This is a genomic window from Brevundimonas diminuta (assembly GCF_050310045.1).
In the GTDB taxonomy this organism is placed as follows: Bacteria; Pseudomonadota; Alphaproteobacteria; order Caulobacterales; family Caulobacteraceae; genus Brevundimonas; species Brevundimonas diminuta_F.
The window spans coordinates 2,415,167-2,441,002 of the sequence record NZ_CP190005.1 but is presented as its reverse complement, the minus strand read 5'-3'; the positions used below and the strand labels follow the sequence as shown (position 1 = coordinate 2,441,002).

The window sequence follows — 25,836 nt, the reverse complement described above, 5'->3', positions numbered from 1 at the left end:
AAGCGGTTGGCGTTAGGCCAGCACCATCACCGCCACGCGGCGGTTCTGGGCGCGGCCCTCGCGCGTGTTGTTCGGGGCGACCGGCTTTTCGGCGCCATAGGAGATGGTCGCCATGCGGTTAAGGGCGATGCCCTGATCGCTCAGGAAGCGGCGTACGGCTTCGGCGCGTTCCTGACCCACGCGCTCATTGATCTGCTTGGTGCCCGTCGCGTCGGTATGACCCTGGATTTCCAGGTAGACGTTGGCGTTTTCGGCGCGCAGACGCTGGACCAGTTCGGCCAGACGCTGCTCGGCTTCTGGCGACAGTTCGGTGTGATTGACCGGGAACTTCACCGAGTCGTCCGACAGGACGACTTCATACAGGAACTTGCCCTGCGCCAGTTTGTGCGCGGCGTTGGCGCGGGCCAGGGCTTCACCGGCCGTGCCTTCCACCTGGCTCAGGTGCGCATCGACGCCGTCGACACGCTGGTCGACCACCTGCAGGTTGTCGCGGACGAATTGGTGGCTGGCGCAGCCGCTGGCGGCGAGGCCCAGCACGGCGACGGCGCTGACGAGCGCGGTCCGGGATGCCAATCTTATCAAATCAAGTCTCCTTCATGCCCGGCCCATCCTCCGGGTGATGCTACGCGCCGTATCCAATCTCGGTTGCACAACGGCGCAGCTAAAGACGCGCGAAGATGTGAAAAGGTTCAGCTTGACTGTAAAAAAGTTCAATAATCGATGTTCCGTTTCTTCTCGATGGGCGTTGTAGGCCGAATTGGGGCGCCTTTTTCCTGACGCGCTCCGATGGTGAGCTTTAAATTCCAGCGTCCGAGGAGCGTTTGTTGCAAGCTTTGCTGTTTAGGGGTGCGTGCGGCGATAAAAGAGGGCTTGCATGAGCGCGGCTCGTCGTCGCAGGCGGCGCGCGGTTTTGCCGGTGTTGGGCAGTCTGGTCGCTCATGGCGCGATCCTGGCGCTGATCTGGTCCACGCCGCGTGAACAGCTGCTGGCGCCGCCCGCTGTTCCCTATGTCGAGGTGAGCCTGATCCAGCCGCCGCCTCCACCGCCTCGGCCGCCGGAACCGGCTGCGGGGCAGGCGCCCGCAGGCGGGGCCGAGGCCGGGTCCGCGGCGCCTTCGCCTGATCCTGCCCCCGCACCGGAACCCGCCGCGCCTGTTCCGGCCAAACCTGCTCCGCAGCCGACGCCTCAGCCCGTCCGCCAGCATGCGCCGTCGCCTGCGCCTGAGCCGGTCAAGACGCCGGAGCCGGAGCGCCCCGCGCCGCCCGCGCCGCCGACGCCGCGCCGGGTCCGACCGACGCCGATTCCGCCGACGGTGACGCCGCTGACGGTTGTGGCGCCGGAACCGGCGGCGTCCTTCATCCTGCTGGGCGACGGCGCCTTGGGCGGCGCGCTGACGGCAGGGCAAGGGGTAGGAGCGGGCGCTGGTTCAGGCCAGGGCGTCGGCGCAGGACTGGGGCAGGGCAGCGGCTCGGGGTCGGGAACCGGCTCAGGCTCAGGATCGGGCGTCGGCTCCGGCGTCGGTCAGGGCTGCGACATGGTGCGGCGGATACAGGATGCTCTGCGCAATGACGCCCGCATCACCGCGACGATCGATCAGGCCTATCGCACGTCCGGCGCCTCGGGCCGGGCGATCCTGATGTGGAACGGCGACTGGCTGCAAAGCCCGGGCGAGGCGGGCAAGGGGCTGGCGGGCGTGCGTCAGGCCATCGCCGTCACGGTCGGCTTCTCCCCGCGCGAATGCAAGGCCGAGCGGGTGAACGGCTATGTGCTGCTGACGCTCAGCGACCGGCCGGGGGCGCCGCGCGTGGCGCTGGGCGGCGGCGCCTGGCGGTGGTCGGACCTGCTGTCGCTCTAGCCGCCGAAGCCGAGCGGGCCGTACAGCCATGTCAGCCAGGCGCCGATGGCCAGGAAGACGCCGAACGGCAGCCGGTCCGTGGCTGTCACGGGACGGCGCAGCGCCAGCTTGGCCGCAACAAGACTCAGGCCGGAAACCGAGGCCCATAACAGCACGCTGGGCAGGCCGATCCAGCCGACCCACGCCCCGATCGCGCCCAGCAGAATGGGGTCGCCGCCGCCCAGACCGTCGCGGCCGCGCACCCGCTTGTAGAGGAAGGCCAGCAGCCACAGCCCCACGAACCCGGCCGCCGCCCCGATCAGGGGCGTCTTCAACGGGCCGATCAGCGACCACTGCATGCCGCTCTGGATATTGGCGGGGTCCAGCGCCACGGCGGCGAACAGGCCGCTGAGCAGCAATGGCATGGTCAGCTTGTCCGGAAGCCAGAAATGCTCAGCGTCCACCACGGCGATCAGCAGCAGCTGCCAGCCCAGCACGGCCGTCGCCAGCGCCTGCGCCGGATCGGGGAAGCACAGCGCCGCCCAGACGCCGATCGCGCCCGAGCCCAGTTCGATCAGGGGATAGCGTCGGGGGATGACGGCGCCGCAGTCGCTGCATTCGCCGCGCGACAGCGTCCAACTGAGGACGGGGATCATGCGCCAGGGCTTCAGCGGGCGCTCGCAGCCGCCGCATCGCGACCGGCTGATAACGATATCCTCGCCGCGCGGCAGGCGCAGGCTGACCAGACCCAGGAAGCTGCCGACGATCAGCCCCAGACCCCCCATCAAAAGCGCCAGCATCCGCAGTTCCCCTCAGTCCGTGTCCGGCCGCTGTCCGGATTGCGGACCCTAGTGCGTCGATGAATACGCTCGATGCAACCGAATTGCTCGGGTGCGGCGACGTGTGTCGCGGCTGTGCGACACTCACAGGCTGTTTCGCGTTGCGCGTGTTTCCGGACTGGACGACAGGTGTTTCAAATGGATATTCGGGTTTTGTGACCCTAGCTTCGCCGATCGACAAATTGACGCCGCGTGAACGGGAAATCCTCCTGCTTGCGTCCGAACGTCTGGGCGATAAGGAAATCGCCCTGCAGTTGAACCTGTCGCCGCGCACCGTTCAGAACCACCTGCACCGGGCCTATGAAAAGCTCGGCGTGTCGGATCGCCTTCAGGCGGCGCGGGTCATGAGTAATTGCTACTCAGGGCGACCGGCGCCCCTGTTCCCGATGCCTCCGGTCGGGGCAGACAGGAGCGTCGTCGAGCGTGCGGTCGCGCATCTTGAGGGCGGGAAGACATCTCCGGGCGATGCGTTTCGGGGGTTGGCAGGCGGACAGGCGGCGGCTTTGAAGGCGTGGCCGCGTCCGCCCAGGCTGGGCGGTTCGGTTCTGTGGCTGATCCTGCTCTGGGCCTTGGCCTGGGTCATGGTCGCCGTAATCGGCGCAAGTCTGATCAATCCCGTTCTTGAGGTGATCGAGCGCCTGCGATGACGCTGTCGTCGCCGGAGCCGCCCATGAACCATCACAGCTAGAAGACTGTCCCGCAGGATGGTGATTCATGCTCGCCAAACAGCTCATCCTCATCGCCTTCACCTTCAGCGCCTTCGCGATCCTGATCTGGCGCGGGCGAATGTGGGACCGCGCGGCGGTGGCGACGATGGTGGTCGTGACCGGGGCGTCGTTTGCAACCCAGGGCCTGATCTGGCGCGGCGCACACATTGGCGTCATGGCGGCGGACGTGATCGGCTTTCTGCTGCTGTGGCTGATCGCAGAGCGCGCCGGGCGCTGGTGGATCATCCAGATGGCGGGGTTTCAGCTGATCGGGACGGTCGCGCACTTCGCGCCCTTTCTGTCGCATCAACCGCTGACCTGGGCGCTCATCTCCCTGATGTGGGGGGTGTGGTTCCTGATCGGCCTGTCTGCATACTTCGGCGTTTGGGAGGTTGAGGCCGACCGGCGCCGCGCCCTTGGGGGGCAAGATGGCTCAAAAATGGTCGTTGGAGGCGGCGCAGGCGCTGCTGAAGGATTGGAGCATCCGCACGGTTGACGTGTCGGTGCGGGCGGGCGGCCTGACCGCTGATCTGGACGCGGTCGAGGCCTGGTTGCTGGATCAGAGGCCCGAAACCCTGGCCGAGGCCGAGCGCCTGCTGGACCTGATCGTCTCGTATCAGGCGGGCGGCGGACGCGGGCTGGAGGCTCTGTGCCGTGTCGGCGGCGCGATCCGTAACGATGTGGACGCCCACCGCAGCCGCATTGAGCACAGCTTTGCGCCGCGCGCCTCTGGGCCGTTGGCGGGGCGGGCCTGAAAGTCATCACAGGATGATCCCCAAGGCGGGGTTTCTCCGCCTTGGCTTGACTGTTACATCCGCTGACAGTCCGCGACGAAGCCTTGCGCCGTCGCTCCGCAAAGCGGTTTTTCCTCCCATGAATTTCGCTGTCCGCGCCACGTCTCTCGCGTCCGCCTCTGTGTCCGTGCTCGCTTTCGCCGCGCCTGTTCTGGCGGATGCGCCCGCCGACGCCGGACCGACCCAGGTGTCCGAGATCGTCGTGACGGCCGAGCGGCGCGAGGCGCCCTTGGCGGCGACGCCGCTGTCGCTGACCGTGGCGAGCCAGCCCCTGCTGGACGGCGTCGGCGTGCGCGACATCAAGGATCTGCAGATCCTGGCGCCGGGCCTGATCGTGGCCTCGACCTCGAACCAGACCTTCACAACCGCCCGTATCCGCGGCGTCGGCACGGTGGGCGACAATCCGGGCGTGGAAAGCTCGGTCGGCGTCATGATCGACGGCGTCTATCGCCCCCGCAACGGCGCCGCCCTGGGCGATCTGGGCGAGGTCGAGCGCATCGAGGTGCTGAAGGGCCCGCAGGCGACCCTGTTCGGCAAGAACACCTCGGCGGGCGTCATCAATGTCGTCACCGCCGCCCCGTCGTTCGACGCGCGCATGGCGGGCGAGGCGACGTTCGGCGACTATGGGACGCATGGCGGTTCGGTGTCACTGACCGGCCCCATCGTGGATGAGGTTCTGGCTGGGCGGCTGTATGTCGCCGCGCGCCGCCGCGACGGCCTGTATGACGTGAAGACCGGGGAGGGGCCGCGCACCTCAACCGACGATCAGACTGAAAACTATGACACTGTGCGGGGCCAGCTGCTGTGGCGCGCCACGCCGAACCTGACCGCCCGCCTGACCGCCGACTGGACCGAGCGGGACGAGCGCTGCTGCGTCGGCGTGCAACTGGTCAGCGGCGATACGGCGCCCCTGCTGGCGACCTTTGCACCCGACGGCGGCGTGGCCGCGTCGCCGAAGCCGTGGGATCGCGTGGCCTGGTCCAACCGCGACACCAACAGCCGCATCCGCGACAAGGGCCTGGCCCTGCACCTGAACGCCGACCTGGGCTGGGCGACGCTGGAAAGCACCTCGGCGGTGCGCGACTGGCGCGGCGTCATCAGCCAGGACTGGGACTTCACCTCGGCCGATCTGGCCTATCGCCCCGACGACGGCAGCTGGTCGAACCGCTTCCGCACCCTGACGCAGGAGTTCCGCCTGTCGGGCCAGCGTGGAAAGCTGGACTGGTCGGCGGGCGCCTTCTTCGCCGATGAGAAGCTGACCCGCCGCGACAGCCTGTTCTACGGCGCCGATTACGAAGGCTATGTCAGTCGCCTGCTGTCGCGTTCGGCGTCGAACCCGCTGGGCGATCCGGCCTTCGTGTCGAGCATCACGGGGCTTCCTGTCGGCGCGAGCTTCGTCGAGGGCGAGGGGCAGCTGGATCGCTACTGGCAGACCGCCCGCAGCGCCGCCCTGTTCGGTCAGGCATCCTACGCCGTGACCGACCGGCTGACCCTGACCGGGGGCCTGCGCCGCACCCATGAGAAGAAGGAGATGACGGCCGCCTACCACAACACCGACGGCGGGCGGGCCTGCGCGGCGGCGCTGGCTAACGGCGTCAGCAATGTCATGCTGTGCCTGCCGTGGTCGAACCCGGCCTTCAACGGCCTGAGCCAGTCCGAGACGGTCAAGGACGAGGCCTGGACCGGCATGGCCCGCGCCGAGTTCAAGGCGGTCGAGGGCGTGCGCCTGTATGCTTCATGGTCGCGAGGGCGCAAGAACGGCGGCTTCAACCTGGACCGGGGGCAGACCAATCTGGTTCCTGACGCCTCGCGCGCCTTCCCGGCCGAAAGCGCCGACGCCTTCGAGGCGGGGGTGAAGAGCGTGATGCTGGACCGGCGCCTGCTGGTCTCGGCCGCCGCCTTCCGCCAGACCTATGACGATTTCCAGCTGAACACCTTCCTGGGCACGACCTTCCTGGTCCGCTCCATCCCCGAGGTGCGGGCCAAGGGCGTCGAGGCGGACTTCATGTTCCTGCCGTTCGAGGGCCTGTCGCTACAGGGCGGCCTGACCTACGCGCAGACGGAATACGGCCACGACGCCGTGCCGGGCCTGCCGCTGCTGGCGGGCAAGCGGATGAATTTCGCGCCGCTGTGGAGCGGATCGCTGGCCGGAACCTATGAGCGGCCGGTGGCGGCGGGGCTGACCGGGCGGGTGACGCTGGCGGCCAAATATTCGTCGGAATACAACACCGGCTCGGATCTCGACCCGGCCAAGAGCCAGCCCGGCTTCTGGCTGGTCGACGGCCGCATTGCTCTGGCGCGTGACGAGGCGTGGAGCGTCGAACTGTGGGGCCGTAACCTGTTCGATCAGGACTACCGCCAGGTGGCCTTCGGCGCGCCGTTCCAGACGGGCACGCTGGGCGCCTTCCTGGGTGCGCCGCGCACGGTGGGCGTGACCTTGCGCGTCATGCGCTGATGGCGGGCGGGAGCAGGCGAGGGCCGCCTGCTCCCCCTCCACTGATGCAAAATGGCCTCCGCCGGAGGGCATTTTGCGCCTGCGAAAGCCCTCACGGTATGCAAGCCTTGACTTGAAACCCGCCTGTCCCAGATAGGCGGGGTCAGAGGACGACCTCTCCCGTTATTGGGCATGACGCCGGGACGACCCGGCACGCCATGCAAGGGAGCACGTCATGGCCTGGATATTCCTCCTTCTCGCCGGTCTGTTTGAGATCGTCTGGGCCTTCCTGATGAAGGCGTCCGAGGGCTTCACCAAGCCCTGGCCGACCATCGGCGCCATCGGCTTCATGATCGTCAGCTTCGGCCTGTTGTCGATCGCGATGAAGACGCTGCCGCTGGGCACAGCCTATGTCATCTGGACCGGCATCGGCGCCGTCGGGGCCTTTCTGGTCGGCATCGCCGTGCTGGGCGAGCCGGTCACGCCCATGCGTGTCATCGGCGCCGTTCTGATCGTCAGCGGTCTGGTTGTGCTGAAGCTCGCTTCCAGCCAATAAAAGCGGCGACAGCATCGGAGCCTCGCCATGGAATTGATCGTCGGGCCGCGCCTTTTCTCAACGTGGTCCCTGCGGCCGTGGCTGGTGTTGCGGCGAGCGGGCGCGGCGTTCGATACGCGCGAGGTCTGGTATCGCACCGCGGCCGAGAAGGCGGAACTGCGCCGTGTTTCGCCTTCCGGTTTCGTCCCCCTGTTGAAAGTCGAAGGCGAGACCTTGTGGGACTCGCTGGCCATCTGTGAATGGGCGGCTGAACGCTATCCCGAGGCGAAGCTGTGGCCGGGCGATCCGGTCGTGCGCGCCCTGGCCCGCGCGGCGACGGCCGAGATGCACGCGGGCTTTGCCGCCTTGCGCGACCTGTGCGGCATGGGGCCGGATCATCCGATCGCGGGCGAGGCGCGTAGCACGGCGCCGTCTGACCCGGGGCTGGATCGTGATCTGGCGCGTCTGGTCGTGCTGTGGTCGCAGATGCGCGATCGCTTCGGCGCGGGCGGGCCATGGCTGTTCGGCGACTGGTCGATCGCCGACGCCTTCTTCACGCCTGTGGCGGCGCGGGTGCGCCACTATCAGATCGACCTGTCGGTCCACGGCGACGACGGAACGGCCGCCGCCTATGTCGCCGCCCTGCTGGACCAGCCGCATTTTCATGAGTGGGAGGCGGCGGCGCTGTCATCCAATCTTGATTAACCGATCCTGAGAACGCGGGTTTAAGACGTGGAGACTATAGTCCAGCCTGTTCTCGGGGGAGCAGAACCATGCGCATGATCAGCAGAAACACCAACTGGGCGCGCATGGCGCGGGCCTACGCCCTTGCGGCCATTGTTCTGGCGCTTGTGTGGGTTTCTCTGAGCTCCGTGATCATCTGACGTCGGCGATGAATTAGCGGGCGTCTCCGATGACCGCCTCGGCCACCTGTAGGGACGGCTGCGCGGGCGGGACATAATCCAGATGGATCGGCACGGCGCGCGCGCCCGAAGCCAGCGCGTCCAGCGTCTTCAGCGGCCCGCCCATCATGCGTTGATAGATCCAGTAGGCCGCGACGACCTTCTCGACGTATTCGCGCGCCTGCGGGACGTCGATCGTCTCGATCAGCAGCAGGGGGTCGGCGTCGGCGCCCAGTTTGCGGATCGCCGCCAGCATCGGTCCCGGCCCGGCGTTGTACGAGGCCACCGCCTTCAGCAGGTCGCCCTGGAAGGACTCGATCTGGAACAGGCGGTTCACATAGTCCTGACCCAGCTTCATGTTCACCGCCGGGTCCAGCAGGCGCTGGGGCGTGCGGACATAGCCCTGATCGCCGGTCATATAGGCGGCGGTGGTCGGCATCACCTGCATCAGCCCATAGGCCCCGGCGCTTGAGCGGGCGCTGGCGTTGAAGTCCGTCTCCTTGCGCGCGATGGCGTAGACGAGGGCCTTTTCGATGGTGAAGCCGCCCATCGGCTGCAGGTCCGGCATCGGATAGCGGACGGCGTCGATGCGCATGGCCTCGGCCTGGGCGGCGCGGCCGGGCGCGACCAGACGGTAGAGGCCCGCCCACATCTGGCGCGCGGCGTTGTCGCCGCTGGCGGCGCGCAGGCCGTTGCGGGCGGCCAGTTCGGCGTCGCTGCGGCGGCCGACTTCAAACAGGGCCACGGTGCGACGAGCGTCCTCGTCTGACTGGATGAAGGCGTTCAGCGCCCCGGCGTCGACGCCGATCGGCTCTCGCGACAGGGCGGCGCGTTGCGCTGCTGTCTCATAGGGGCGCGGGCCGAGGTTCTCGATCACCGGCTCTTCGCCCAGCTGGCGCAGGGCGATCTGACCATAGAAGGTCGCGGGCCAGCGCGCGGCCTGACGCAGATAGTCGGCGACGCGTTCCTGACGGCCCGACTGGCCCGCCGCCCGCGCGGCCCAATAGGCGCCGCCCGCGCGCACCCACGGGTCCTCGGTCGGGTCCTGGGCCACATGGTCGAAGGCGTTGAAGGCGTCGGAATGCTGTTCCATCCGCCAGGCGGCCAGACCCGCCGTCCACCAGTCGCCGATCTGCTGGCCCATCGTATAGGCGCCGGTCAGGTCGTCGTTGTTCAGGGCCACGCGCGCGGCCTTGGCCGGATCGTTGACGCCGCCGTCGCCAGAGCCTGAGCTGGTCAGGCTGGCCCAGGTGCGGCTGATCAGGCCGCCGGGGCGTTTGGGCTCGGGCGCGCCGTCCGGGATGCGGCGCATCGCCAGCGTATAGACCCGGTCCGCCATCGGCAGGTCGGAATAGGTTTCGAGCCAAGCCGCCAGTTCGTCATAGTTGGCGACGTGGCTGGGGTGGAACAGGCGCTCGAACTCGACCTGACCCAGCAGGACGCGGTCCTTGGCCTGACGCGCCGAGGCGCGGGCCAGCTCCAGATCGCCGCGCCGCAGGGCGTCGAAGGCGGTGGTGTAGCTGAGCCGGTCCTCGCTGCTCAGCGCCGTCGGCGATGACTCACCGGCGCCACTGGCGGCATAGGGGCGGGAACTGTCGACATCTTCAGCCTGAGCAGCGGTCGCAGCCATGGCGCACAGCGCGATGGCGAACAGGGACGCGCGACGCGCCCGGCGGACAGAATACATGACGCGGCGGCCCCCTTCGTCGGCGTCGGCCCCGAATTAACCCGGGATTCTGCGACGCTCTGCGGACTGGTCTCCAAGGGTTCAGGATGCCTGAATCAGGCGCCCGGCTCAACCGCCTCGGCATGAAGTCGTGCGGACAAATCCAGAATATCCTTCCAGACCAGACCCTTGGCCTGCGGCTGACGCAACAGAAAAGCGGGGTGAAGGGTCGCCATGGCGGGCGCGGCGATTCCGCCTTCGGACAGTCGCCATTCGCGCCACTGGCCGCGCGTGCGCATGATTCCGTCGTCCGTCTTCAGCACGGCGCGGGCCGCCGCGGCCCCCACTACCAGCACCGCCTTGGGCTTGAGCAGGGTTGCGGCGCGCTCAAGCAAGGGGGCGCAGGCGGCCTGTTCCTGCGGCGTCGGGGTGCGGTTGCCGGGCGTCTTCCAGAAGACGGTGTTGGTGATGAAGGCTTCGTCCAGCAGGCCTGCCACCGTCAGGATGCGGTCCAGCAACTGCCCGGCCTGACCGACGAAGGGCTGGCCGCGCGCATCCTCTTCGGCGCCGGGGCCTTCGCCGATGACCATCAGCGAGCCCTGCGGATTGCCGCGCGCGAAGACGGCCTGACGGGCGCCCATGGCCCGCAGGGGGCAGCCCTCGAAGGCGGCGATGGCCTGCGCCAATTCGTCCAGAGTGGTCGCGCCCGCCGCCAGACGACGGGCCTCGGCCGCCGCCTCATCGGCGCTCGGCGCGGCGCCGGGCGCGCGCAGCGGCGTCACCGTGGCGGGCCCTCTGGATGGAGACGGAGCCACAAAAATCGTGCGGTCGACAGGCTCTTCGCCGAAGCAGGCGTCGACGCCCGCATCGCTCCAGAAGGCGAACAGGGCCTCTGCGGCAGCCATATCGAAGGAAAGAGCGTTCATGAAACCACAGGCAATAAGCCTTGACCGCCCCCGCGTCACCTCACGATAAGGCGGATAACCACGATGATAACAAGGATTCTGGGGACATGGCCGAGGAAATGATCGAAGGCGGCGCCAAGAACGCATGGCAGGAAGCCGTCATCGACAACCTGCCGCCGCTGGAGGCCCTGTCGGGCGTCGAGCGTGAGGTCATGGAATATGACGTCGTCATCGTCGGCGGCGGCCCCGCCGGCCTGTCCGCCGCCATCCGCCTGAAACAGCGGGCCGAGAAGGACGGAAAAGAGATTTCCGTCGCCGTGCTGGAGAAGTCGGCCGAGATTGGCGGCCACGTCCTGTCGGGCGCCGTCATCGACCCGAGGGCGCTGAACGAGCTGTTCCCCGACTGGAAGGAACGCGGCGCTCCGCTGGAGACGCCCGTCACCAAGGACAAGTTCCTGGTCCTGGGCCCGCAGGGGCAGGCCTCCCTGCCGATGTTCGCCCTGCCGCCCTTCATGCACAACGACGGCTGCTATATCGCCTCGCTGGGCAATGTCGCGCGCTGGCTGGCCGAACAGGCGGAAGGCTTGGGCGTCGAAGTCTATCCCGGCATGGCCGCCAGCCATGTGGTCTGGGAGGAAGAGACGGGCCGGGTGAAGGGCGTCGTCGCCGGCGTCTTCGGCATCGACCGCGAGGGCAAGCCGACCGGCGATTTCCAGCCCGGCATCGAACTGCACGGCAAATACGTCTTCATCGCCGAGGGCGTGCGCGGCTCGCTGGCCAAGACCATCATGGCCCGCCACAACCTGTGCGACGCGTCCGATCCCCAGAAGTTCGGCATCGGCCTGAAAGAACTGTGGCAGATCCCGGCCGAGAAGCACCAGCCCGGTCTGGTGCAGCACACCACCGGCTGGCCGCTGGACGACAAGACGGGCGGCGGATCCTTCCTGTATCACTTCGGCGACCGCTATGTGTCCGTCGGCTTCGTCGTCCACCTGAACTACAAGAACCCCTTCCTGTCGCCGTTCGACGAGTTCCAGCAGTTCAAGCACCACCCGGCGATCGCCGAGCATCTGGAGGGCGGCACGCGCGTCTCCTATGGCGCCCGCGCCATCACCGAGGGCGGCTTCCAGTCGGTGCCCAAGCTGGCCTTCCCCGGCGGCGCCCTGATCGGCTGCTCGGCGGGCTTTGTGAACGTGCCGCGCATCAAGGGCAGCCACAACGCCATGAAGACCGGAATGCTGGCCGCCGACGCCGCCTATGACGCCGTCATGGAAGGTCGCGAGGGCGATGTGTTGAGCGCCTATCAGGCGGCATACCTGCGCTCGTGGGTCTATAAGGAGCTGAAGGTCGTCCGTAACGCCAAGCCCCTGCTGTCCAAGCTGGGCACCATGATGGGCGGGGCGGTCGGCATGTTCGACCTGTGGGTCAACCACCTGACGGGCGGCTTCTCCTTCTTCGGCACCATGCGCCACGGCAAGACGGACGCGGCCTCGACCGAGCCGGCTTCGCAGCACAAGCCGATCGCCTATCCCAAGCCGGACGGGAAGCTGTCGTTCGACAAGCTGTCGAGCGTCTTCATCTCCAACACCAACCACGCCGAGGACCAGCCCGCGCACCTGAAGCTGCTGGACCCGTCCGTGCCGATCAACGTCAACCTGCCGAAGTATGGCGAGCCCGCGCGGCTGTACTGCCCGGCCGGGGTGTACGAAGTCGTCTATGCGGACGAGGCGAACCGCGCCGATCCGCGCTTCGTCATCAACGCCCAGAACTGCGTCCACTGCAAAACCTGCGACATCAAGGACCCGTCGCAGAACATCGTCTGGACCACGCCTGAAGGCGGCGGCGGCCCGAACTATCCGAACATGTAAGTCGCGCGCGGTTTCTCCCTCCCCTTCATGGGGAGGGCGGCTGAGGCCGTCAGGCCGACCCGAAGGACGGCGCGGAGCAGCCAAGCCGGGTGGGGGCGGCGAGGCTGTTCAAGCGCTGAGGCCTGGATCACCTGGCCCTCCCCACCCGCTCGTCGCTTCGCTCCGACCACCCTCCCCATGAAGGGGAAGGAGAAACGTTGCGCTGCTTTTCCCGCAGATCATCTTGCGGGCGAAGGGGAAAGCGTGAAGGGTCCGGCCATGCGTTTCGTCTCTTCCCGCCCTGTCCTTTTCCTCGCGGCTTCGGCCATTGCGCTGACGCTGGCTGCGCCGTCATCAGCGCAGGAAGCGCCGTCGTCCGTTCAGGTTGAAGAGCCTGTCCCGGAGGCGGCCCAAGACACGGACAAGTCCGCCGAAGAACCGAACGGCGACCCCCTGCCGCACATCATCATCGCCGACGAACCTGAGACGCCGGAAGAGCCGCCCGTCGTCCCCATTCCCGCCGAATGGGCGCCGATCCCGCTGGATGCGAAGAACAGCAGCGCCTACGGCCTGTATCTGGCGGCGCGCAACGCTCTGACCAGCGGCGAGAGCGCTGTGGGCGCCGACTATCTGGCGCGGGTCTACGCCCTGACGCCGGAACAGCCGCGCGTGCGCGAACAGGCCTTCACCGCGGCCCTGCTGGCGGGCGATCTGAACGAGGCGGCGCGCATGGCGCCGACCGACCCGGAGGTCTCGCCGGTCATCGTTCAGGCCGGGCGGCTGGTCGAGGCGGTCCAGACCTATGCGCGGGGCGATGCGCGCAGCGCCGACGCCCGGCTGAAGGCCGCGCCGGTGGGCGAGCCGCACGACCGCGCCGGCTTTTATGTTCAGGGCTGGATCGCGGCCGCCGCGCGCGACTGGGACCGGGCGCTGGCCATGCCGCCCGCCGATTTCGATCCGGTCAGCAGTCTGGTGGCGCGCGCCAACCGCGCCCGACTGCTGGAACAGCGCCGCCGCTATGACGAGGCTGACGCCGAATGGCGCGACCTGACCAGCCACGCCATCGCCGGCGCCCTGTTCCGCCAGCCCTATGGCGAGTTCCTTGAACGTCGCGGCCGCCGCGACGACGCCATGGTTCAGTATGACGCCGCCGTCACCGCTGGAACGGCCGACCGTCGGGTGATGCAGGGGCGCGAGCGCGTGCTGGCCAAGGGACGCCCGCCCGCTCTGCCGAACATGCGCGAGGGCGCGGCCCAGGCTCTGCGCACCGCCGCCGACCAGATGACGGCCCAGCGCGCGTATGAGTTCGCCGCCGTCTATCTGCGACTGGCCCAGAACCTGTCGCCCAGCGACAATACGCAGCTGCTGATCGGCCAGACCCTGATTCAGGGGGGCATCGAACCGGCGGGCCGCGCCGCCCTGGCCGAGGTCAGCGAAGCCTCGCCCGCCCTTTACGCCGCCGCCCGCATCCAGATGGCCATGAGCCTCAGCAAGGCCAAGCGCGATGAAGAGGCGCTGATCGAACTGCGCCGCGCCGCCGCCGTTCGGCCCGACGAAGGCGGCGTCGCCTATATGCTGGCCGGTCAACTGATGCAGATGGATCGGCATCAGGCGGCGCTGGACCTGCTGAACGGCCCGCTGCTGAACACGCCGGATCAGGGCTATGAGATCCATTTCCTGCGCGGCGCCGCCTATGAATCGCTGGACCGCGACGACGAGGCCGAGGCCGAGCTGTGGGCCGCCCTGCAGATGAAGCCGGACAACCCGACTCTGCTGAACTACCTCGGCTATCTGTGGGTTGATCGCGGCAGCCGGGTGCAGGAGGGCGCCGCCATGATCGCCCGCGCCCACGCCGCCGAGCCGAAGGACGGCAATATTCAGGACTCGCTGGGCTGGGCCCAGTTCCGTCAGGGCCAGTATGAGGCGGCGGTGGTCAATCTTGAGGGCGCTGTCGACAAACAGCCCGCCAATCCCGAGATCAACGACCATCTGGGCGACGCCTATTGGGCTGTGGGCCGTCAGCGCGAGGCGGGCTTCCAGTGGAACCGCGTCCTGACGCTGGAGGTCGACGACAAGCGCCGGGCCGAGGTCGAGGGCAAGCTGCGCGACCGTCTGGGACAGGATCTGACGGGGGATCATGGTCTGGGCTCGGCGGGCGGCGCGGCCGACTGACGCCATGTCTGAGCATGACGCCCTGACGGGGCTGGCGCCCGCCAAGATCAACCTGTTGCTGCACGTCGGGCCGGTGCGCGCCGACGGCTATCATCCGCTGGTCAGCCTGACCGCCTTCGCCGATATCGGCGACCGGGTGACGGTGCGCCGCGCCGAAGCTCTGTCGCTGGAGATCGAGGGACCGTTCGGCGCCGCCTTGCAGGCCGAGGAAGACAATCTGATCCTCAAGGCCCTGCGCGCGCTGGGCGCGGCGGCGGGGACCGGCGATCCGCCCGTGGCCGTGACGCTGGACAAGCGCCTGCCTATCGCCTCGGGGCTGGGCGGCGGCTCGGCCGATGCGGGCGCGGCGCTGCGGCTGACCGCGCGCCTACTGGGCCTCCACCTGTCCGAGACGGAGCTTGAGCGTCTGTCTCTGGCCGCCGGGGCGGACGGCCCCATGTGCCTGCGCGCGCGTCCGGCCTGGGCGTCCGGCGTCGGCGAGGTGCTGGAAGACGAGCAACGTCTGCCGATCCTGCACGGTGTCCTGCTGAACCCAGGCCTGCCGTCGCCGACGGGCGCGGTCTATCGCGCCTATGACGCCGCCCCGTCGCCAGAGGCGGATCGCCCGACGGCGCCGGATGAGTGGTCCGTCGGCGCCGTCATCGACTGGCTGGCGGCGCAGCGCAATGATCTGGAGGCGCCCGCCCTGTCGGTCACGCCGGGGATAGAGGGCGCGCTGGCAGCCATGCGCGCGGCGCCGGGCTGTCGCCTGACGCGGATGTCGGGTTCGGGGGCCACGGTCTTCGGCCTGTTCGACGACCGCGCGGCGGCGATCGAGGCGGCCTTCGCGCTGGACGGTCCCGGCTGGTGGTCGCGGCCGGTGGTGCTCGGCGCGCCGGACATCGAACCGCGGCCGGTAATTTAACCGGATTTACAGCCCCTGCGGTCAAGCTGTGGCCATGACACAGCTCTCGCCCGAACAGACCGCCGCCTTTGAACGCGTCCTGTCGCGTCTGTCGCCCGCCGACCGCGCCCGCGTCGAGGCTCTCAAGGAACCGGCCGCCCGCGCCGCCGCCGAGGTCGCCCCCCACTGGGATTTCGAGCTCGCCGCCCGCACCGTCGACGGTCTGTTGGGCGACGGCGCCAACGACGACCAGAGACGCGGCCTGATCGCCGCCTGGGCGCTGGAGCTGCCGGGCCGCATCGCCGCCCAGCGCCTGCCGCAGGCCGTGCTGGCGGGCTATCCGACCTACATCGACCGTCTGGCGACCTATCTGGACAGCGGCGCCGATCCCTATGACCCCGACTTCTGGGCCAAGGACGTGCGCGTGTCGCTGGCCCTCAGCGTGCCGGGCAGCAACACCCAGATGCTGGACCTGTCCTCGCCCGTCGGGCCGGGGCTGGTGGTGCGGCATATGCTGGGCGGGCGCGGCCCCGGCCCGCTGATCGGCTGGGTTCAGGCGGGCGGCTGGCGTCCGTGGCTGGAGACGCACACCGAAGCGCGCGATCTGTCGGACTTCAACGAGGCGGGCTGGGAACGCAACTGGGCCGCCGCCGCCGCCCTGTTGCAGACACGGCCGGAACTGGCGGGCGTCATCGGTTCAAGCTGGTTCTTCGACCCGCCGCTGGAGACGATCAGCCCGCGTCTGACCTATCTGCGCACCACGCCGATGAACAACGGCGCCTTCATGATCCATCAGGGCGGCGGCGACATCCATGACGAGCGCGCCTCCGCTTCCTCGCCCACGCGCCGCGCCATGATCGAGAAGGGCGAATACGCCGCCTGCTCCTGGCTGCTGTGCTGGCCGCGCAAGCCGCTGATCCGCTGGGCTGGCAAGAAAGGATTTTTGTAATCGAAACGATGAAACAGATTTAAGGGATAAAATATTCTATTTATTAGCGTACTTGTGCTATAAATTTTCCACTACCTATTGCGCTAGGCCAGTTTCTATTGAGCGTCATCGTTTACGCTTTCGGGCTTTATCCATGTTTTTCTTCTCTTTGTGAGCTTGATCACCACATCTTCGATGTGAGGCTAACCTCAAGAATTATCTTCGTTTGATATTTGACAGTGCGCGGAAATTTTCGTCACATTCTGTTCAGGGAGGATGGTAAGGCGAACGTCAGCGGACGGTCGGACCGGCGAATTCTCTCGACCTTTCCATTTGTTATTCGATGCGGTGCTCCATGATTAACGCTTTCAAGGCCGGTCTGCTTGTCGCGACTGCGGGTTCAGCCCTTATGTGGGCTGGCGATGTTTCAGCGCGCGCCAGCATCACGCCGCCGCCGGGCGGCTATTATACGGCGGATGGCGGGCGCACGACGGACTATGAAGCGGCGCTGGCGTCCTGGCGCGAAGACGCGCAATTTTCGATCGACTATTCCAAGGCCTATCTGGGACTTGAACACGCTTACGCCCTGGGTCTGACGGGCAAGGGTCTGATGATCGGCGTCAATGACGCGGGCGTTTACATGGATCACCCGCTGTTCGGCGGCGAGGGCAAGATCAAGGGCCTTCATACGGTGGTTTCGGACGATTACGGCAATGACGGCCGGATCAATCCGCGTCGCGGCTGGGAAGGTCACGGCACCCACGTGGCAGGCACCATCGGCGGCGGCCGTCGTGAAGACGGGCTGATGTTCGGCAACGCCTTCGGCGCCGGCATCTATTCCGCCACGACCAATTTCGCCGCTGGCGATTTCCTGTGGTTCCGCGACGTCTACATCAAGGATGACATTGTCAGCACGGCCCAGACCAATATCGTGGACCTGGCGGCGACGGGTGAGGTTCGTATCATCAACAACAGCTGGGGTTCGGGGAACAACATTCCCTATGATGCTTCGGCCGCCCTGGTGCGCAGTCTGCTGAGCCGCAACTACGGCGACTTCTACAAGCCGGTCCTGGACAATGACGTGCTTGTGGTTTTCTCGGCGGGCAATGGTTACGGGGTGCATGCTGGCATAGACGCAGCGGCGCCGATGTCGGATCCGCGCCTGCGTTCCAATTGGCTGTCGGTCGCCAACTATACGGATGAACTGACCCCCAGTCCCTCGACAAGCTTCTGCGGTCAGACCGCAACCTGGTGCGTGGCGGGGCCGGGCCATGCCATAGTGTCGGGCGTGCCGGGCTTTGATTTCGACTTCAACGCCATCGTGGCGCAGTACCGTCCGCAGGACTATCTGCCGCTCTATACGGCGACGACTGTCGCCCAGCTTCAAAATGCGGCGATCAACCGTTTCCTCGGCGCCCTGTACGCCTATCTGGACGAAAAGTACGACGCTGAGGACGCCGGTCTGCCTTTCGATGAAGCGGCCGCCCGCCAGAAGGTGGCGGCCGAAGCGGTGGCCATCACGCTGATTTCGGGCGGACGGATGGGCGACCCGGACGGCTTTACCGCCGAACTGGCGAACCTGCTGACAGCGACGCAGAACATGGCCATCCTGACGCCGGAATTCTCGTTTGACGTGTTGACGCATGCCAATGCCCTGCTGATGCAGAAGCTGGAAACACTGATCAACTATACGGGGCCGGACTACGCCGCCTATACGGGCACATCGATGGCGGCGCCGAACGTGTCAGGCTTCGCGGCCCTGCTGATGGAGCATTTCCCCGAATACGATACGCCGCTGATCGCCGATATTCTGGTGTCCAGTTCGCTGGACCTGGATGCGCCTGGCGTGGACCTGAAGTCCGGCTGGGGCGCGCCCCAGATGGAGGTCGCGCTCAAGGGGCCGACAGCCCTCCGCGCCGTTCGTGACGTGGATGTCCGCGTCGGCACGGTCGATGTGTGGAGCAACGACATCGGCGACGCCCGCGACCGCTATTCCGCCGAGGTGCTGGCTGAGTATCCCGACGATATCGGCGGCATCGTCAAAAAGGGCGGCGGCGAGCTGATCCTGACGGGCGCCAACGACTACACCGGCGCGACTCGCGTTGAGGGTGGTCTGCTGACCGTCAACGGCAGTTTGATCAACTCGACCTCGACGGTGGCCGAACTGGGCATGTTGGGCGGTCTGGGCCGTCTGGCAGATGTGATCGTCGACAAGGGCGGCGTCCTGGCGCCGGGCGACAAGGACAATCCGTTCGGCACGCTGACCATCGCCGACAATCTGGTGTTCAAGGACGGCTCCTATCTGTGGATCCGCTCCAGCCTGAACGGCGCCGAGCATTCGCGCGTGGCGGTCGAAGGCCAGACGATGCTGGAAGGCGGCAAGGTCATCCTGAAGGCCGACCAGGGCGAATGGAACCTGCGGACCCGGATGAACATCCTGCAGTCCGAGGGCGGCGTGACCGGCGCCTTCGCGGGCGCCGAAAGCGACCTGGCCTTCCTGAAGCCGATCCTGACCTACAGCGACAAGGCCGTTCAACTGACGCTGGCGCGCAATGACGTGACCATCGCCTCGGTCGGGGTGACGCCGAACCAGAAGTCGGTCGGCGCGGCGCTGGACGTCATGACCGGCGAGGTCATGGTCAATCCGCCGGCAGGCCGTAACACGTCCCTGGAAGACGCCATCCTGGACGGCAGCGTCGATAACGTCCGCGGGGCGCTGAACAGCCTGACGGGTGAAGTCCACGCCACCCTGGCGGGCGTGGCGTCGGGCGACTCGCGCTTCATCCGCGACGCCATGCTGACGCGGGGCCGTAACGGCGCGATCGAGCCGAACGACGGCCGAGGCGTCGCCGTCTGGGCGGCGGGCGTCTTCGGCAGCGGCCGTCAGGACAACGGCGAACTGGCCGGCTTCCGCAGCGAGACCAGCGGCTATATGGCTGGCGTGGAAAAGACTTTTGACGGGCGCGCCCACATCGGCGTCGCGGTCGGCGAAAGCGAGTCGGAAATCCGCGCCAACCGCCTGGCGTCCACCGGCGAGGTCAAGAACCGGCACATCGGCCTCTATGGCGCCGCCAGCCTGGGCGCATTCGATTTCCGTCTGGGCGGCGCATGGATGGATTCGCGCGTGCGCACCGACCGGACAGCCTCGCTGAACCGCTTCAACGAGCATCTGACCGGTCGTTACGACGGCGAGGCCTGGCAGGCATACGGCGAGGTGTCCTGGCGCAAGGCGGTCGCGGGTTCGACGGTTCTGGAGCCTTACCTGAACTACACCCGCATCGAGTATGACGCCGATGTCGTGGAACTGGGGGGCGACGCCGCCCTGTCAGGAGAGGCGTCGCAGACGTCGGACCTGCTGACGGCGGGCCTGCGCACGGAAACCCGTCTGGCGGGTGGAAACGGCCGTCCGGCGCTGTCCGCGGTCGGGCATCTGGCCTGGAGCGAGGATCTGAGCGGCGACGGGCCGATCTTCAATGCGGCCTTTGCCGACGGGCCGGTGTTCCGCATCGAAGGCGCGGACCTGAACTCCGGCTCGCTGCTGGCAGGTCTCGGTTTCAACATCGAGGCGAACCGGTCGACCAATATCGAGGTCGGCTATTCGGGCGTCTTCAACGACGACTATAAGGACCACCGCCTGACCGGCCGCATCAGCTTCCGGTTCTGATCAGCGCGGGCGCCGGGGCTGCTGTCCCGGCGATCCTGACGAACAGACGCCGTCGTCCCCAGCGGGCGGCGGCGTTTCCTTTTCAGGCGTCGCCGCTCAACCGCTCCCACGCCTCGCCGACCGGCAGGATCTCCAGCCCGGCCGCCTTGGCCAGACGGATCAGCCGGTCCAGATCCTCGGGCGTGCAGCCGTAGGGGGTGGGGGCGCTCTCGACATCATGGCCATAGGCGATCAGCCAGCCGGGCGCCTCGGCCGCGCGGGCGATCAGGGCCTCAAGGTCGTAGTGGGGCAGGCGGCGTGACTCCAGGCCGATGGCCTGAAGGTTGGCCCGGTCGGCGCGTCCGGCGTTGACCCCGTCGCGCACGCCGCGTCCCAGCAGGAAGCGCTCGTCGATCACCCCCTTGGCGCCCAACGCCACATCGCCGAAGGGCCAGGCGAAGGTGGTCATGACATGGCCGTCCAGCCGCTCGGCCACCCATTCGGCGTTGCGCGCCAACTGGTTCGTCAGTTCGGCGGAGCTGAGGCGCAGGGCGCTGACGTGGTCGAAGGTGTGGCAGCCGACCTCATGCCCCGCCTCATGGGCGGCCTGAAGATGTTCGACCTCGAACTGGGCCTTGCCGATGTTCTCGCTGCCGCACAGGCCGCCCGCGACGTAATAGGTCGCCCTGATCCCGTGTTCAGCCAGGATCGGCCCCGCCTCGGTCCAGGCGCTGGCCGGAAAATCATCGAAGCTGAGGCTGAGAATCCCGCGCGCGGGCGCGACCGTCACCGGCCTGACGCCCATATAGCGCGCCGCCCGGCGGCGCATCTGATCGATCCGTTGCTGCATCATGGGCGTCTTCTAGCGCATCCGCGCTTGCAGAAGGATGAAGGATTGCGCCGCCTCGCCTTGCTGGCGAAGCGTGGCGGCCCTATGGTCCGCGCCTCCCGAAATCGGACCGAAATGTCGACCGTGGCCGCTGCTGAACCTCTATCGTTTCAGGACCTGATCCTGACCCTGCACCATTATTGGAGCGAGCAGGGCTGCGCTATTCTGCAGCCCTATGACATCGAGGTCGGCGCCGGCACCCTGCACCCCGCCACCGTGCTGCGGGCGCTGGGCAAGAAGCCGTGGAAGGCCGCCTATGTCCAGCCGTCGCGCCGTCCCGGCGACGGCCGATATGGCGAAAACCCCAACCGGCTGCAGCACTATTACCAGTATCAGGTCATCCTGAAGCCGAACCCCGACAACCTGCAGGAGCTGTATCTGAACTCCCTGCGCGCCATCGGCATCGACCCCAGCTTGCACGACATCCGCTTCGTCGAGGACGACTGGGAGAACCCCACCGTCGGCGCCTGGGGCCTGGGCTGGGAGGTCTGGTGCGACGGCATGGAGGTGACGCAGTTCACCTATTTCCAGGGCGTCGGCGGCATCGAGGTCGACGTCGTCTCGGGCGAACTGACCTACGGGCTGGAGCGTCTGGCCATGTATGTTCAGGGCGTCGACAACGTCTATGACCTGAAGTTCAACAAGGAAGGCCTGACCTATGGCGAGGTCTTCCTCGAGAACGAGCGTCAGCAGTCCGAGGCCAACTTCCACGGCTATGACGTCGCCGCGCTGAAGCGCCGCTTTGAGGACATGGAGCGCGAGGCCGCCCACTTCCTTGAGATGAAGGGGCCGCAGGGGCAGCCGCTGGTGCTGCCCGCCTATGACCAGGTGCTGAAGGCCTCGCACCTGTTCAACCTGATGGACGCCCGCGGCGCCATCGCCGTCGCCGAACGCCAGAGCTACATCGGCCGCATCCGCGACCTGTGCAAAGCCTGCGCCCTCGCTCAAGTCGAACACGAACGGGCGACCGCCTGATGTCCCAGCTTCTCCTCGAAATCTTCTCCGAAGAAATCCCCGCCCGTATGCAACAGGGCGCCGCGCGCGATCTGGAGCGCATGGCGTCGGACCGCCTGAAGGCCGCAGGCCTGACCTGGGACGCGCTGACGACCTATGCCGGGCCGCGCCGCCTGACGCTGGTCATCGACGGCCTGCCCGCCGCCACGCCCGACCGCAACGAAGAGCTGAAGGGGCCGAAAACCTCGGCGCCCGCGCAGGCGCTGGAAGGTTTCCTGCGCAAGACCGGCCTGACGCAGGACCAACTGGTCGAGCGCGACGGCGTCTGGTTCGCCGAAATCAGCAGCAAGGGCCGCGCAACCACCGAGGTCGTGGCCGAGAGCGTCGACGACATCATCCGCCACTTCCCCTGGCCCAAGTCGATGCGCTGGGGCACAGGCACCCTGCGCTGGGTGCGGCCGATCAAGCGCATTCTGGCCCTGTTCGACGGCGCGGTGATCCCGTTCGAGGTCGACGGCATCCAGAGCGGCGACGTGACCGAGGGGCACCGCTTCATGGGCGCGGGCCAGCCGTTCGCGGTCAAGGACTTCGCCGATTATCGCACCAAGCTGGAGCGCAACTTCGTCCTGCTGGACGCCGCCGATCGCAAGCTGCGCATCCTTGAAGGCGCCAAGGCCGTGTGCGCGGCCAAGGGGCTGGCTCTGGTCGATGACGACGGCCTGCTGGACGAGGTGTCGGGTCTGGCCGAATGGCCGACGCCGATCCTCGGCGACATGGACCCGCAGTTCCTGGCTCTTCCGCCGGAAGTGGTCCAGCTGTCGATGAAGGTGCACCAGAAGTATTTCGCCGTGCGCGAACCGGGCAAGGAAGGCCCAGAATCTAAGGAATTGGCCCCGCACTTCGTCGTCGTCGCCAACGTCGAGGCGACCGACGGCGGGCAGGCTCTGGCGGCGGGCAACGCCAAGGTGCTGTCGGCCCGTCTCAGCGACGCGGAGTTCTTCTGGACCGAGGACCAGAAGGTCGGCTTCGACGCATGGAACGCCAAGCTGAAGGACGTCACCTTCCACGCCAAGCTGGGCACGCTGGCCGAGCGGGTGGACCGCATCGCGGCGCTGGCGCGCGAGATCGCCCCGCTGGTCGGCGCCGACGCGGCTCAGGCCGAACAGGCCGCGCGCCTGTCCAAGGCCGATCTGGCCTCGGGCATGGTGGGCGAGTTCCCGGAACTGCAAGGGATCATGGGCGGCTACTACGCCCGTCTGGCCGGTCAGCCCGACGCCGTGGCCGACGCCATCCGCGACCACTACAAGCCGCAGGGACCGGGCGACACCGTCCCGACCGCCCCGGTCACAGTCGCCGTCGCCATGGCCGAAAAGCTGGACACCCTGGTCGGCTTCTTCGCCATCGACGAAAAGCCCACGGGCTCGAAGGATCCCTACGCCTTGCGCCGCGCCGCGCTGGGCGTGATCCGGCTGGTGCTGGAGAACGGGGTGCGGATGCCGTTGCAGGGCATTGTTTTTGAAAGGCTAAAAGAACACGTCCGTCTTGATCGTATCTCAAGGCTGGAATTGCGTGCTGAAGCTCTAGATGAAGCAGAGCGTCAAGGTGCAAAGAGCACTGAGCTTGTGGAGGTTAGTGACTCTTGGGAAGACGAAATTGTCGCTCCTTTGAGTGAAGAAGAGCTATCACGAGCCAGTTCTGTTGCATTTGATCTAGTTAATTTTTTCGCCGATCGCCTGACCGTCCTCCTGCGCGACAAGGGCCAGCGTCACGACCTCGTGGCGGCCGTCTTCGTGCTGGGCGACGACGATCTGGTGCGGATCGTGCGTCGGGTGGAGGCGCTGGCCGCCTTCCTGGCGACGGACGACGGGGCGAACCTGCTGGCGGGCTACAAGCGCGCCGCCCAGCTGCTGAAGGCCGAGGAGAAGAAGGGGCCGCTGCCGGAAGGCGCCGTCGCCACCGGCCTGCCGAACCAGCCTGCGGAAGAGGTCGCTCTGGCCAATGCGGCGACGGCGGCTGCTGCGGCGGTGGACACCGCGCTGGAGGCCGAGGATTTCGCCGCCGCCATGACGGCGCTGGCCGCCCTGCGCGGCCCGGTGGACGCCTTCTTCACCGCCGTCATGGTCAACTCCGACGTGGCTGAAGAGCGCGAAAACCGCCTGAAGCTGCTGGTTCAGGTGCGCGGCGTCATGAACCGCGTCGCCGACTTCGGTCAGATCGCCGGTTGAGGCGCTCAGGCAGCCCCAGTCGGTAAACCTTATCCCCTCGAGGTGAGAAGGAAGACGTGAAAAACCCCGGCGACCGCGAGGACGCCGGGGTTTCTGTTTTCACAGCGGAAGAGGCGCGGTTCAGCCCAGTTTCGCCGCCACCGTGTAGTCGGCCTCGGTCTTGGCCGCGACTTCGTCCAGCGTGACGCCGTCGGCCAGTTCGATCAGTTCCAGCCCCGAGCCGTCCGGCTTGACGTCAAAGACGGCCAGGTCGGTGATGATGCGGCTGACCACGCCCGTGCCGGTTAGCGGCAGGGTGCAGGCCTTCAGCACCTTGGACTGGCCGTGCTTGTTGGCGTGATCCATGACCACGACCACGCGCTTGACGCCCGCGACCAGATCCATGGCACCGCCCATGCCCTTCACCAGCTTGCCGGGGATCATCCAGTTAGCGATGTCGCCGTTCTGGGCCACTTCCATCGCGCCGAGGATCGACAGGTTGATGTGGCCGCCGCGGATCATGGCGAAGCTGTCGGCAGAGCTGAAATAGGCGCTCTCGGGGATCTCCGTGATCGTCTGCTTGCCGGCGTTGATCAGGTCGGGGTCCTCCTCGCCCTCATAGGGGAAGGGGCCCATGCCCAGCATGCCGTTCTCGCTCTGCAGCGTGACGGTCATGCCCTCGGGGATATAGTTGGCCACCAGTGTCGGGATGCCGATGCCCAGGTTCACATAGAAGCCGTCCTGCAGCTCCTTGGCGGCGCGTTCAGCCAGTTGTTCGCGAGTGCGGGCCATTATACATTCTCCCTTTGGGCTACCGCTTCGCTACTTGAGCCCGGCTCCTTCTGACGGACAGTGCGCTGTTCGATGCGCTTCTCGGACACGGTCTGGATCAGGCGGTCGACATAGACGCCCGGCGTGTGGATGTGGTCGGGGTCCAGCGAGCCGACGGGCACGATCTCTTCCACCTCGACGACCGTCACCTTACCGGCGGTGGCCATCATCGGGTTGAAGTTGCGGGCCGTCTTGCGAAAGATCAGATTGCCGCGCTCATCGGCCTTCCACGCCTTGATGATGGACAGGTCGGCGACCAGCCCCGTCTCCATGACGTACTTGCGGCCGTCGAATTCGCGCACTTCCTTGCCTTCAGCGACCAGGGTGCCGACGCCGGTGGCGGTGAAGAAGGCGGGGATGCCTGCGCCGCCCGCGCGGATGCGCTCGGCCAGGGTGCCTTGCGGGTTGAACTCCAGTTGCAGCTCTCCGGCCAGATACTGGCGCTCGAACTCCTTGTTCTCGCCGACGTAGGACGAGATCATTTTCGCGATCTGGCGCGTTTCCAGCAACTGGCCCAGACCGAAGCCGTCCACACCCGCATTGTTGGAGATGACGGTCAGCCCCTTCACGCCCGTATCGCGCAGACCTGCGATCAGGTTCTCGGGAATACCGCACAGGCCGAAGCCGCCGGACATGACGGTCATGCCGTCGAATGTCAGCCCCTCCAGCGCGGACTTCACGTCAGCGTAAATCTTGCCCATCGAACTCCCTTTTCACCGTCTGATGAATATCGCGGTCATCTCCGTCATTAAAGCGGGGGAAGGGGAGGGGCAAGCGGCAAGCCGACCTGTCCGCCGTAAAGCCGCGTGGTTGACCCCGGCGCCACCGGACCGCAAAGCTGACCGTCCAAGCCGTGTCTTCAACGAGGA

The 25,836-nt window shown here is 67.1% G+C and carries 21 protein-coding genes; 14 read left to right on the top strand and 7 right to left on the bottom strand.

The window, feature by feature from the left end; translation table 11 throughout:
• Nucleotides 1-12: 12 nt before the first annotated feature.
• Entirely contained in the window at nucleotides 13-582 is a 570-nt protein-coding gene (locus ACORJG_RS11700) for an OmpA family protein (protein ID WP_427789198.1), read from the bottom strand.
• Between the two features lie 292 nt (nucleotides 583-874).
• Here ACORJG_RS11700 and ACORJG_RS11695 point away from each other — a divergent pair, with 292 nt between their 5' ends.
• Nucleotides 875-1,855, top strand: a complete 981-nt coding sequence (locus tag ACORJG_RS11695) for a hypothetical protein (RefSeq protein WP_427789196.1) — start codon at nucleotides 875-877, stop codon at nucleotides 1,853-1,855.
• Here ACORJG_RS11695 and ACORJG_RS11690 read toward each other — a convergent pair.
• Nucleotides 1,852-2,634, bottom strand: a complete 783-nt coding sequence (locus tag ACORJG_RS11690) for a prepilin peptidase (protein ID WP_427789194.1) — start codon at nucleotides 2,632-2,634, stop codon at nucleotides 1,852-1,854. The genes ACORJG_RS11695 and ACORJG_RS11690 overlap by 4 nt on opposite strands.
• Nucleotides 2,635-2,693: 59 nt before the next feature.
• On the opposite strand from ACORJG_RS11690, the gene ACORJG_RS11685 reads away from it, so the two are divergent.
• The 6 genes from ACORJG_RS11685 (at nucleotide 2,694) to ACORJG_RS11660 (ending at nucleotide 7,848) form a co-directional block, all read left to right on the top strand.
• Nucleotides 2,694-3,320 carry a helix-turn-helix domain-containing protein gene (locus ACORJG_RS11685; RefSeq protein ID WP_427789193.1) on the top strand — a complete coding sequence of 209 codons (627 nt, stop codon included), beginning with the start codon at nucleotides 2,694-2,696 and terminating at the stop codon, nucleotides 3,318-3,320.
• A 67-nt stretch (nucleotides 3,321-3,387) separates the two neighbouring features.
• Entirely contained in the window at nucleotides 3,388-3,876 is a 489-nt protein-coding gene (locus ACORJG_RS11680) for a hypothetical protein (protein WP_427789191.1), read from the top strand.
• Nucleotides 3,809-4,135: a hypothetical protein gene (locus ACORJG_RS11675; protein WP_427789189.1), complete on the top strand. Its 327-nt coding sequence runs from the start codon at nucleotides 3,809-3,811 to the stop codon at nucleotides 4,133-4,135. Before ACORJG_RS11680 ends, ACORJG_RS11675 begins: the two co-directional genes overlap by 68 nt.
• A 118-nt stretch (nucleotides 4,136-4,253) precedes the next feature.
• Nucleotides 4,254-6,629 carry a TonB-dependent receptor gene (locus ACORJG_RS11670; protein WP_427789187.1) on the top strand — a complete coding sequence of 792 codons (2,376 nt, stop codon included), beginning with the start codon at nucleotides 4,254-4,256 and terminating at the stop codon, nucleotides 6,627-6,629.
• A gap of 214 nt (nucleotides 6,630-6,843) precedes the next feature.
• On the top strand, nucleotides 6,844-7,164 hold the full coding sequence (locus tag ACORJG_RS11665; protein ID WP_427789185.1) for a DMT family transporter: 321 nt from the start codon (nucleotides 6,844-6,846) through the stop codon (nucleotides 7,162-7,164).
• A 27-nt stretch (nucleotides 7,165-7,191) separates the two neighbouring features.
• On the top strand, nucleotides 7,192-7,848 hold the full coding sequence (locus ACORJG_RS11660; RefSeq protein WP_427789184.1) for a glutathione S-transferase: 657 nt from the start codon (nucleotides 7,192-7,194) through the stop codon (nucleotides 7,846-7,848).
• Between the two features lie 192 nt (nucleotides 7,849-8,040).
• Here ACORJG_RS11660 and ACORJG_RS11655 read toward each other — a convergent pair whose 3' ends face one another.
• Together ACORJG_RS11655 and ACORJG_RS11650 are read right to left on the bottom strand one after the other, a co-directional pair.
• On the bottom strand, nucleotides 8,041-9,732 hold the full coding sequence (locus ACORJG_RS11655) for a lytic transglycosylase domain-containing protein (protein WP_427789182.1): 1,692 nt from the start codon (nucleotides 9,730-9,732) through the stop codon (nucleotides 8,041-8,043).
• A 95-nt stretch (nucleotides 9,733-9,827) separates the two neighbouring features.
• Nucleotides 9,828-10,637 (bottom strand): uracil-DNA glycosylase, encoded by an 810-nt coding sequence (locus ACORJG_RS11650; RefSeq protein WP_427789180.1) that lies wholly within the window; start codon nucleotides 10,635-10,637, stop codon nucleotides 9,828-9,830.
• A 191-nt stretch (nucleotides 10,638-10,828) separates the two neighbouring features.
• On the opposite strand from ACORJG_RS11650, the gene ACORJG_RS11645 reads away from it, so the two are divergent.
• The 5 genes from ACORJG_RS11645 (at nucleotide 10,829) to ACORJG_RS11625 (ending at nucleotide 20,110) form a co-directional block, all read left to right on the top strand.
• Nucleotides 10,829-12,484 (top strand): electron transfer flavoprotein-ubiquinone oxidoreductase, encoded by a 1,656-nt coding sequence (locus ACORJG_RS11645; RefSeq protein ID WP_427793031.1) that lies wholly within the window; start codon nucleotides 10,829-10,831, stop codon nucleotides 12,482-12,484.
• A 258-nt stretch (nucleotides 12,485-12,742) separates the two neighbouring features.
• Nucleotides 12,743-14,635: a tetratricopeptide repeat protein gene (locus ACORJG_RS11640; RefSeq protein ID WP_427789178.1), complete on the top strand. Its 1,893-nt coding sequence runs from the start codon at nucleotides 12,743-12,745 to the stop codon at nucleotides 14,633-14,635.
• A gap of 4 nt (nucleotides 14,636-14,639) precedes the next feature.
• Entirely contained in the window at nucleotides 14,640-15,539 is a 900-nt protein-coding gene (locus ACORJG_RS11635; RefSeq protein WP_427789176.1) for a 4-(cytidine 5'-diphospho)-2-C-methyl-D-erythritol kinase, read from the top strand.
• A 34-nt stretch (nucleotides 15,540-15,573) separates the two neighbouring features.
• Complete coding sequence (locus ACORJG_RS11630; protein WP_427789174.1) at nucleotides 15,574-16,467, top strand: hypothetical protein; 894 nt, start codon at nucleotides 15,574-15,576, stop codon at nucleotides 16,465-16,467.
• A gap of 334 nt (nucleotides 16,468-16,801) precedes the next feature.
• The gene (locus tag ACORJG_RS11625; RefSeq protein WP_427789172.1) at nucleotides 16,802-20,110 is read left to right on the top strand and encodes an autotransporter domain-containing protein; all 3,309 of its coding nucleotides are present in this window, start codon (nucleotides 16,802-16,804) and stop codon (nucleotides 20,108-20,110) included.
• Nucleotides 20,111-20,192: 82 nt separating this feature from the next.
• On the opposite strand, the gene ACORJG_RS11620 is transcribed toward ACORJG_RS11625, so the two are convergent.
• On the bottom strand, nucleotides 20,193-20,942 hold the full coding sequence (locus ACORJG_RS11620; RefSeq protein WP_427789170.1) for a polysaccharide deacetylase family protein: 750 nt from the start codon (nucleotides 20,940-20,942) through the stop codon (nucleotides 20,193-20,195).
• Between the two features lie 111 nt (nucleotides 20,943-21,053).
• Here ACORJG_RS11620 and ACORJG_RS11615 point away from each other — a divergent pair, with 111 nt between their 5' ends.
• Together ACORJG_RS11615 and glyS are read left to right on the top strand one after the other, a co-directional pair.
• On the top strand, nucleotides 21,054-21,953 hold the full coding sequence (locus tag ACORJG_RS11615) for a glycine--tRNA ligase subunit alpha (RefSeq protein ID WP_427793029.1): 900 nt from the start codon (nucleotides 21,054-21,056) through the stop codon (nucleotides 21,951-21,953).
• On the top strand, nucleotides 21,953-24,157 hold the full coding sequence (glyS, locus tag ACORJG_RS11610; protein WP_427789169.1) for a glycine--tRNA ligase subunit beta: 2,205 nt from the start codon (nucleotides 21,953-21,955) through the stop codon (nucleotides 24,155-24,157). Before ACORJG_RS11615 ends, glyS begins: the two co-directional genes overlap by 1 nt.
• Before the next feature lie 120 nt (nucleotides 24,158-24,277).
• Here the strand turns inward: glyS and ACORJG_RS11605 are convergent, their stop codons facing one another.
• Together ACORJG_RS11605 and ACORJG_RS11600 are read right to left on the bottom strand one after the other, a co-directional pair.
• Complete coding sequence (locus ACORJG_RS11605; RefSeq protein ID WP_427789168.1) at nucleotides 24,278-24,928, bottom strand: 3-oxoacid CoA-transferase subunit B; 651 nt, start codon at nucleotides 24,926-24,928, stop codon at nucleotides 24,278-24,280.
• Nucleotides 24,928-25,668, bottom strand: coding sequence for a CoA transferase subunit A (locus ACORJG_RS11600; RefSeq protein WP_427789167.1), 741 nt, complete (start codon nucleotides 25,666-25,668; stop codon nucleotides 24,928-24,930). Before ACORJG_RS11600 ends, ACORJG_RS11605 begins: the two co-directional genes overlap by 1 nt.
• Nucleotides 25,669-25,836: the final 168 nt, after the last annotated feature.

Excerpts from the sequence above, each read along its gene's own strand:
- ACORJG_RS11600 (WP_427789167.1), bottom strand. The coding sequence starts at position 25,668 with ATGGGCAAGATTTACGCTGACGTGAAGTCCGCGCTGGAGGGGCTGACA.
- ACORJG_RS11635 (WP_427789176.1), top strand. The coding sequence starts at position 14,640 with ATGTCTGAGCATGACGCCCTGACGGGGCTGGCGCCCGCCAAGATCAAC.
- ACORJG_RS11685 (WP_427789193.1), top strand. The coding sequence starts at position 2,694 with ATGAATACGCTCGATGCAACCGAATTGCTCGGGTGCGGCGACGTGTGT.
- ACORJG_RS11645 (WP_427793031.1), top strand. The coding sequence starts at position 10,829 with ATGGAATATGACGTCGTCATCGTCGGCGGCGGCCCCGCCGGCCTGTCC.
- ACORJG_RS11630 (WP_427789174.1), top strand. The coding sequence starts at position 15,574 with ATGACACAGCTCTCGCCCGAACAGACCGCCGCCTTTGAACGCGTCCTG.
- ACORJG_RS11690 (WP_427789194.1), bottom strand. The coding sequence starts at position 2,634 with ATGCTGGCGCTTTTGATGGGGGGTCTGGGGCTGATCGTCGGCAGCTTC.
- ACORJG_RS11670 (WP_427789187.1), top strand. The coding sequence starts at position 4,254 with ATGAATTTCGCTGTCCGCGCCACGTCTCTCGCGTCCGCCTCTGTGTCC.
- ACORJG_RS11620 (WP_427789170.1), bottom strand. The coding sequence starts at position 20,942 with ATGATGCAGCAACGGATCGATCAGATGCGCCGCCGGGCGGCGCGCTAT.
- ACORJG_RS11680 (WP_427789191.1), top strand. The coding sequence starts at position 3,388 with ATGCTCGCCAAACAGCTCATCCTCATCGCCTTCACCTTCAGCGCCTTC.
- ACORJG_RS11695 (WP_427789196.1), top strand. The coding sequence starts at position 875 with ATGAGCGCGGCTCGTCGTCGCAGGCGGCGCGCGGTTTTGCCGGTGTTG.
- ACORJG_RS11650 (WP_427789180.1), bottom strand. The coding sequence starts at position 10,637 with ATGAACGCTCTTTCCTTCGATATGGCTGCCGCAGAGGCCCTGTTCGCC.
- ACORJG_RS11615 (WP_427793029.1), top strand. The coding sequence starts at position 21,054 with ATGTCGACCGTGGCCGCTGCTGAACCTCTATCGTTTCAGGACCTGATC.
- ACORJG_RS11655 (WP_427789182.1), bottom strand. The coding sequence starts at position 9,732 with ATGTATTCTGTCCGCCGGGCGCGTCGCGCGTCCCTGTTCGCCATCGCG.
- glyS (WP_427789169.1), top strand. The coding sequence starts at position 21,953 with ATGTCCCAGCTTCTCCTCGAAATCTTCTCCGAAGAAATCCCCGCCCGT.
- ACORJG_RS11605 (WP_427789168.1), bottom strand. The coding sequence starts at position 24,928 with ATGGCCCGCACTCGCGAACAACTGGCTGAACGCGCCGCCAAGGAGCTG.
- ACORJG_RS11660 (WP_427789184.1), top strand. The coding sequence starts at position 7,192 with ATGGAATTGATCGTCGGGCCGCGCCTTTTCTCAACGTGGTCCCTGCGG.
- ACORJG_RS11625 (WP_427789172.1), top strand. The coding sequence starts at position 16,802 with ATGATTAACGCTTTCAAGGCCGGTCTGCTTGTCGCGACTGCGGGTTCA.
- ACORJG_RS11665 (WP_427789185.1), top strand. The coding sequence starts at position 6,844 with ATGGCCTGGATATTCCTCCTTCTCGCCGGTCTGTTTGAGATCGTCTGG.
- ACORJG_RS11640 (WP_427789178.1), top strand. The coding sequence starts at position 12,743 with ATGCGTTTCGTCTCTTCCCGCCCTGTCCTTTTCCTCGCGGCTTCGGCC.
- ACORJG_RS11675 (WP_427789189.1), top strand. The coding sequence starts at position 3,809 with ATGGCTCAAAAATGGTCGTTGGAGGCGGCGCAGGCGCTGCTGAAGGAT.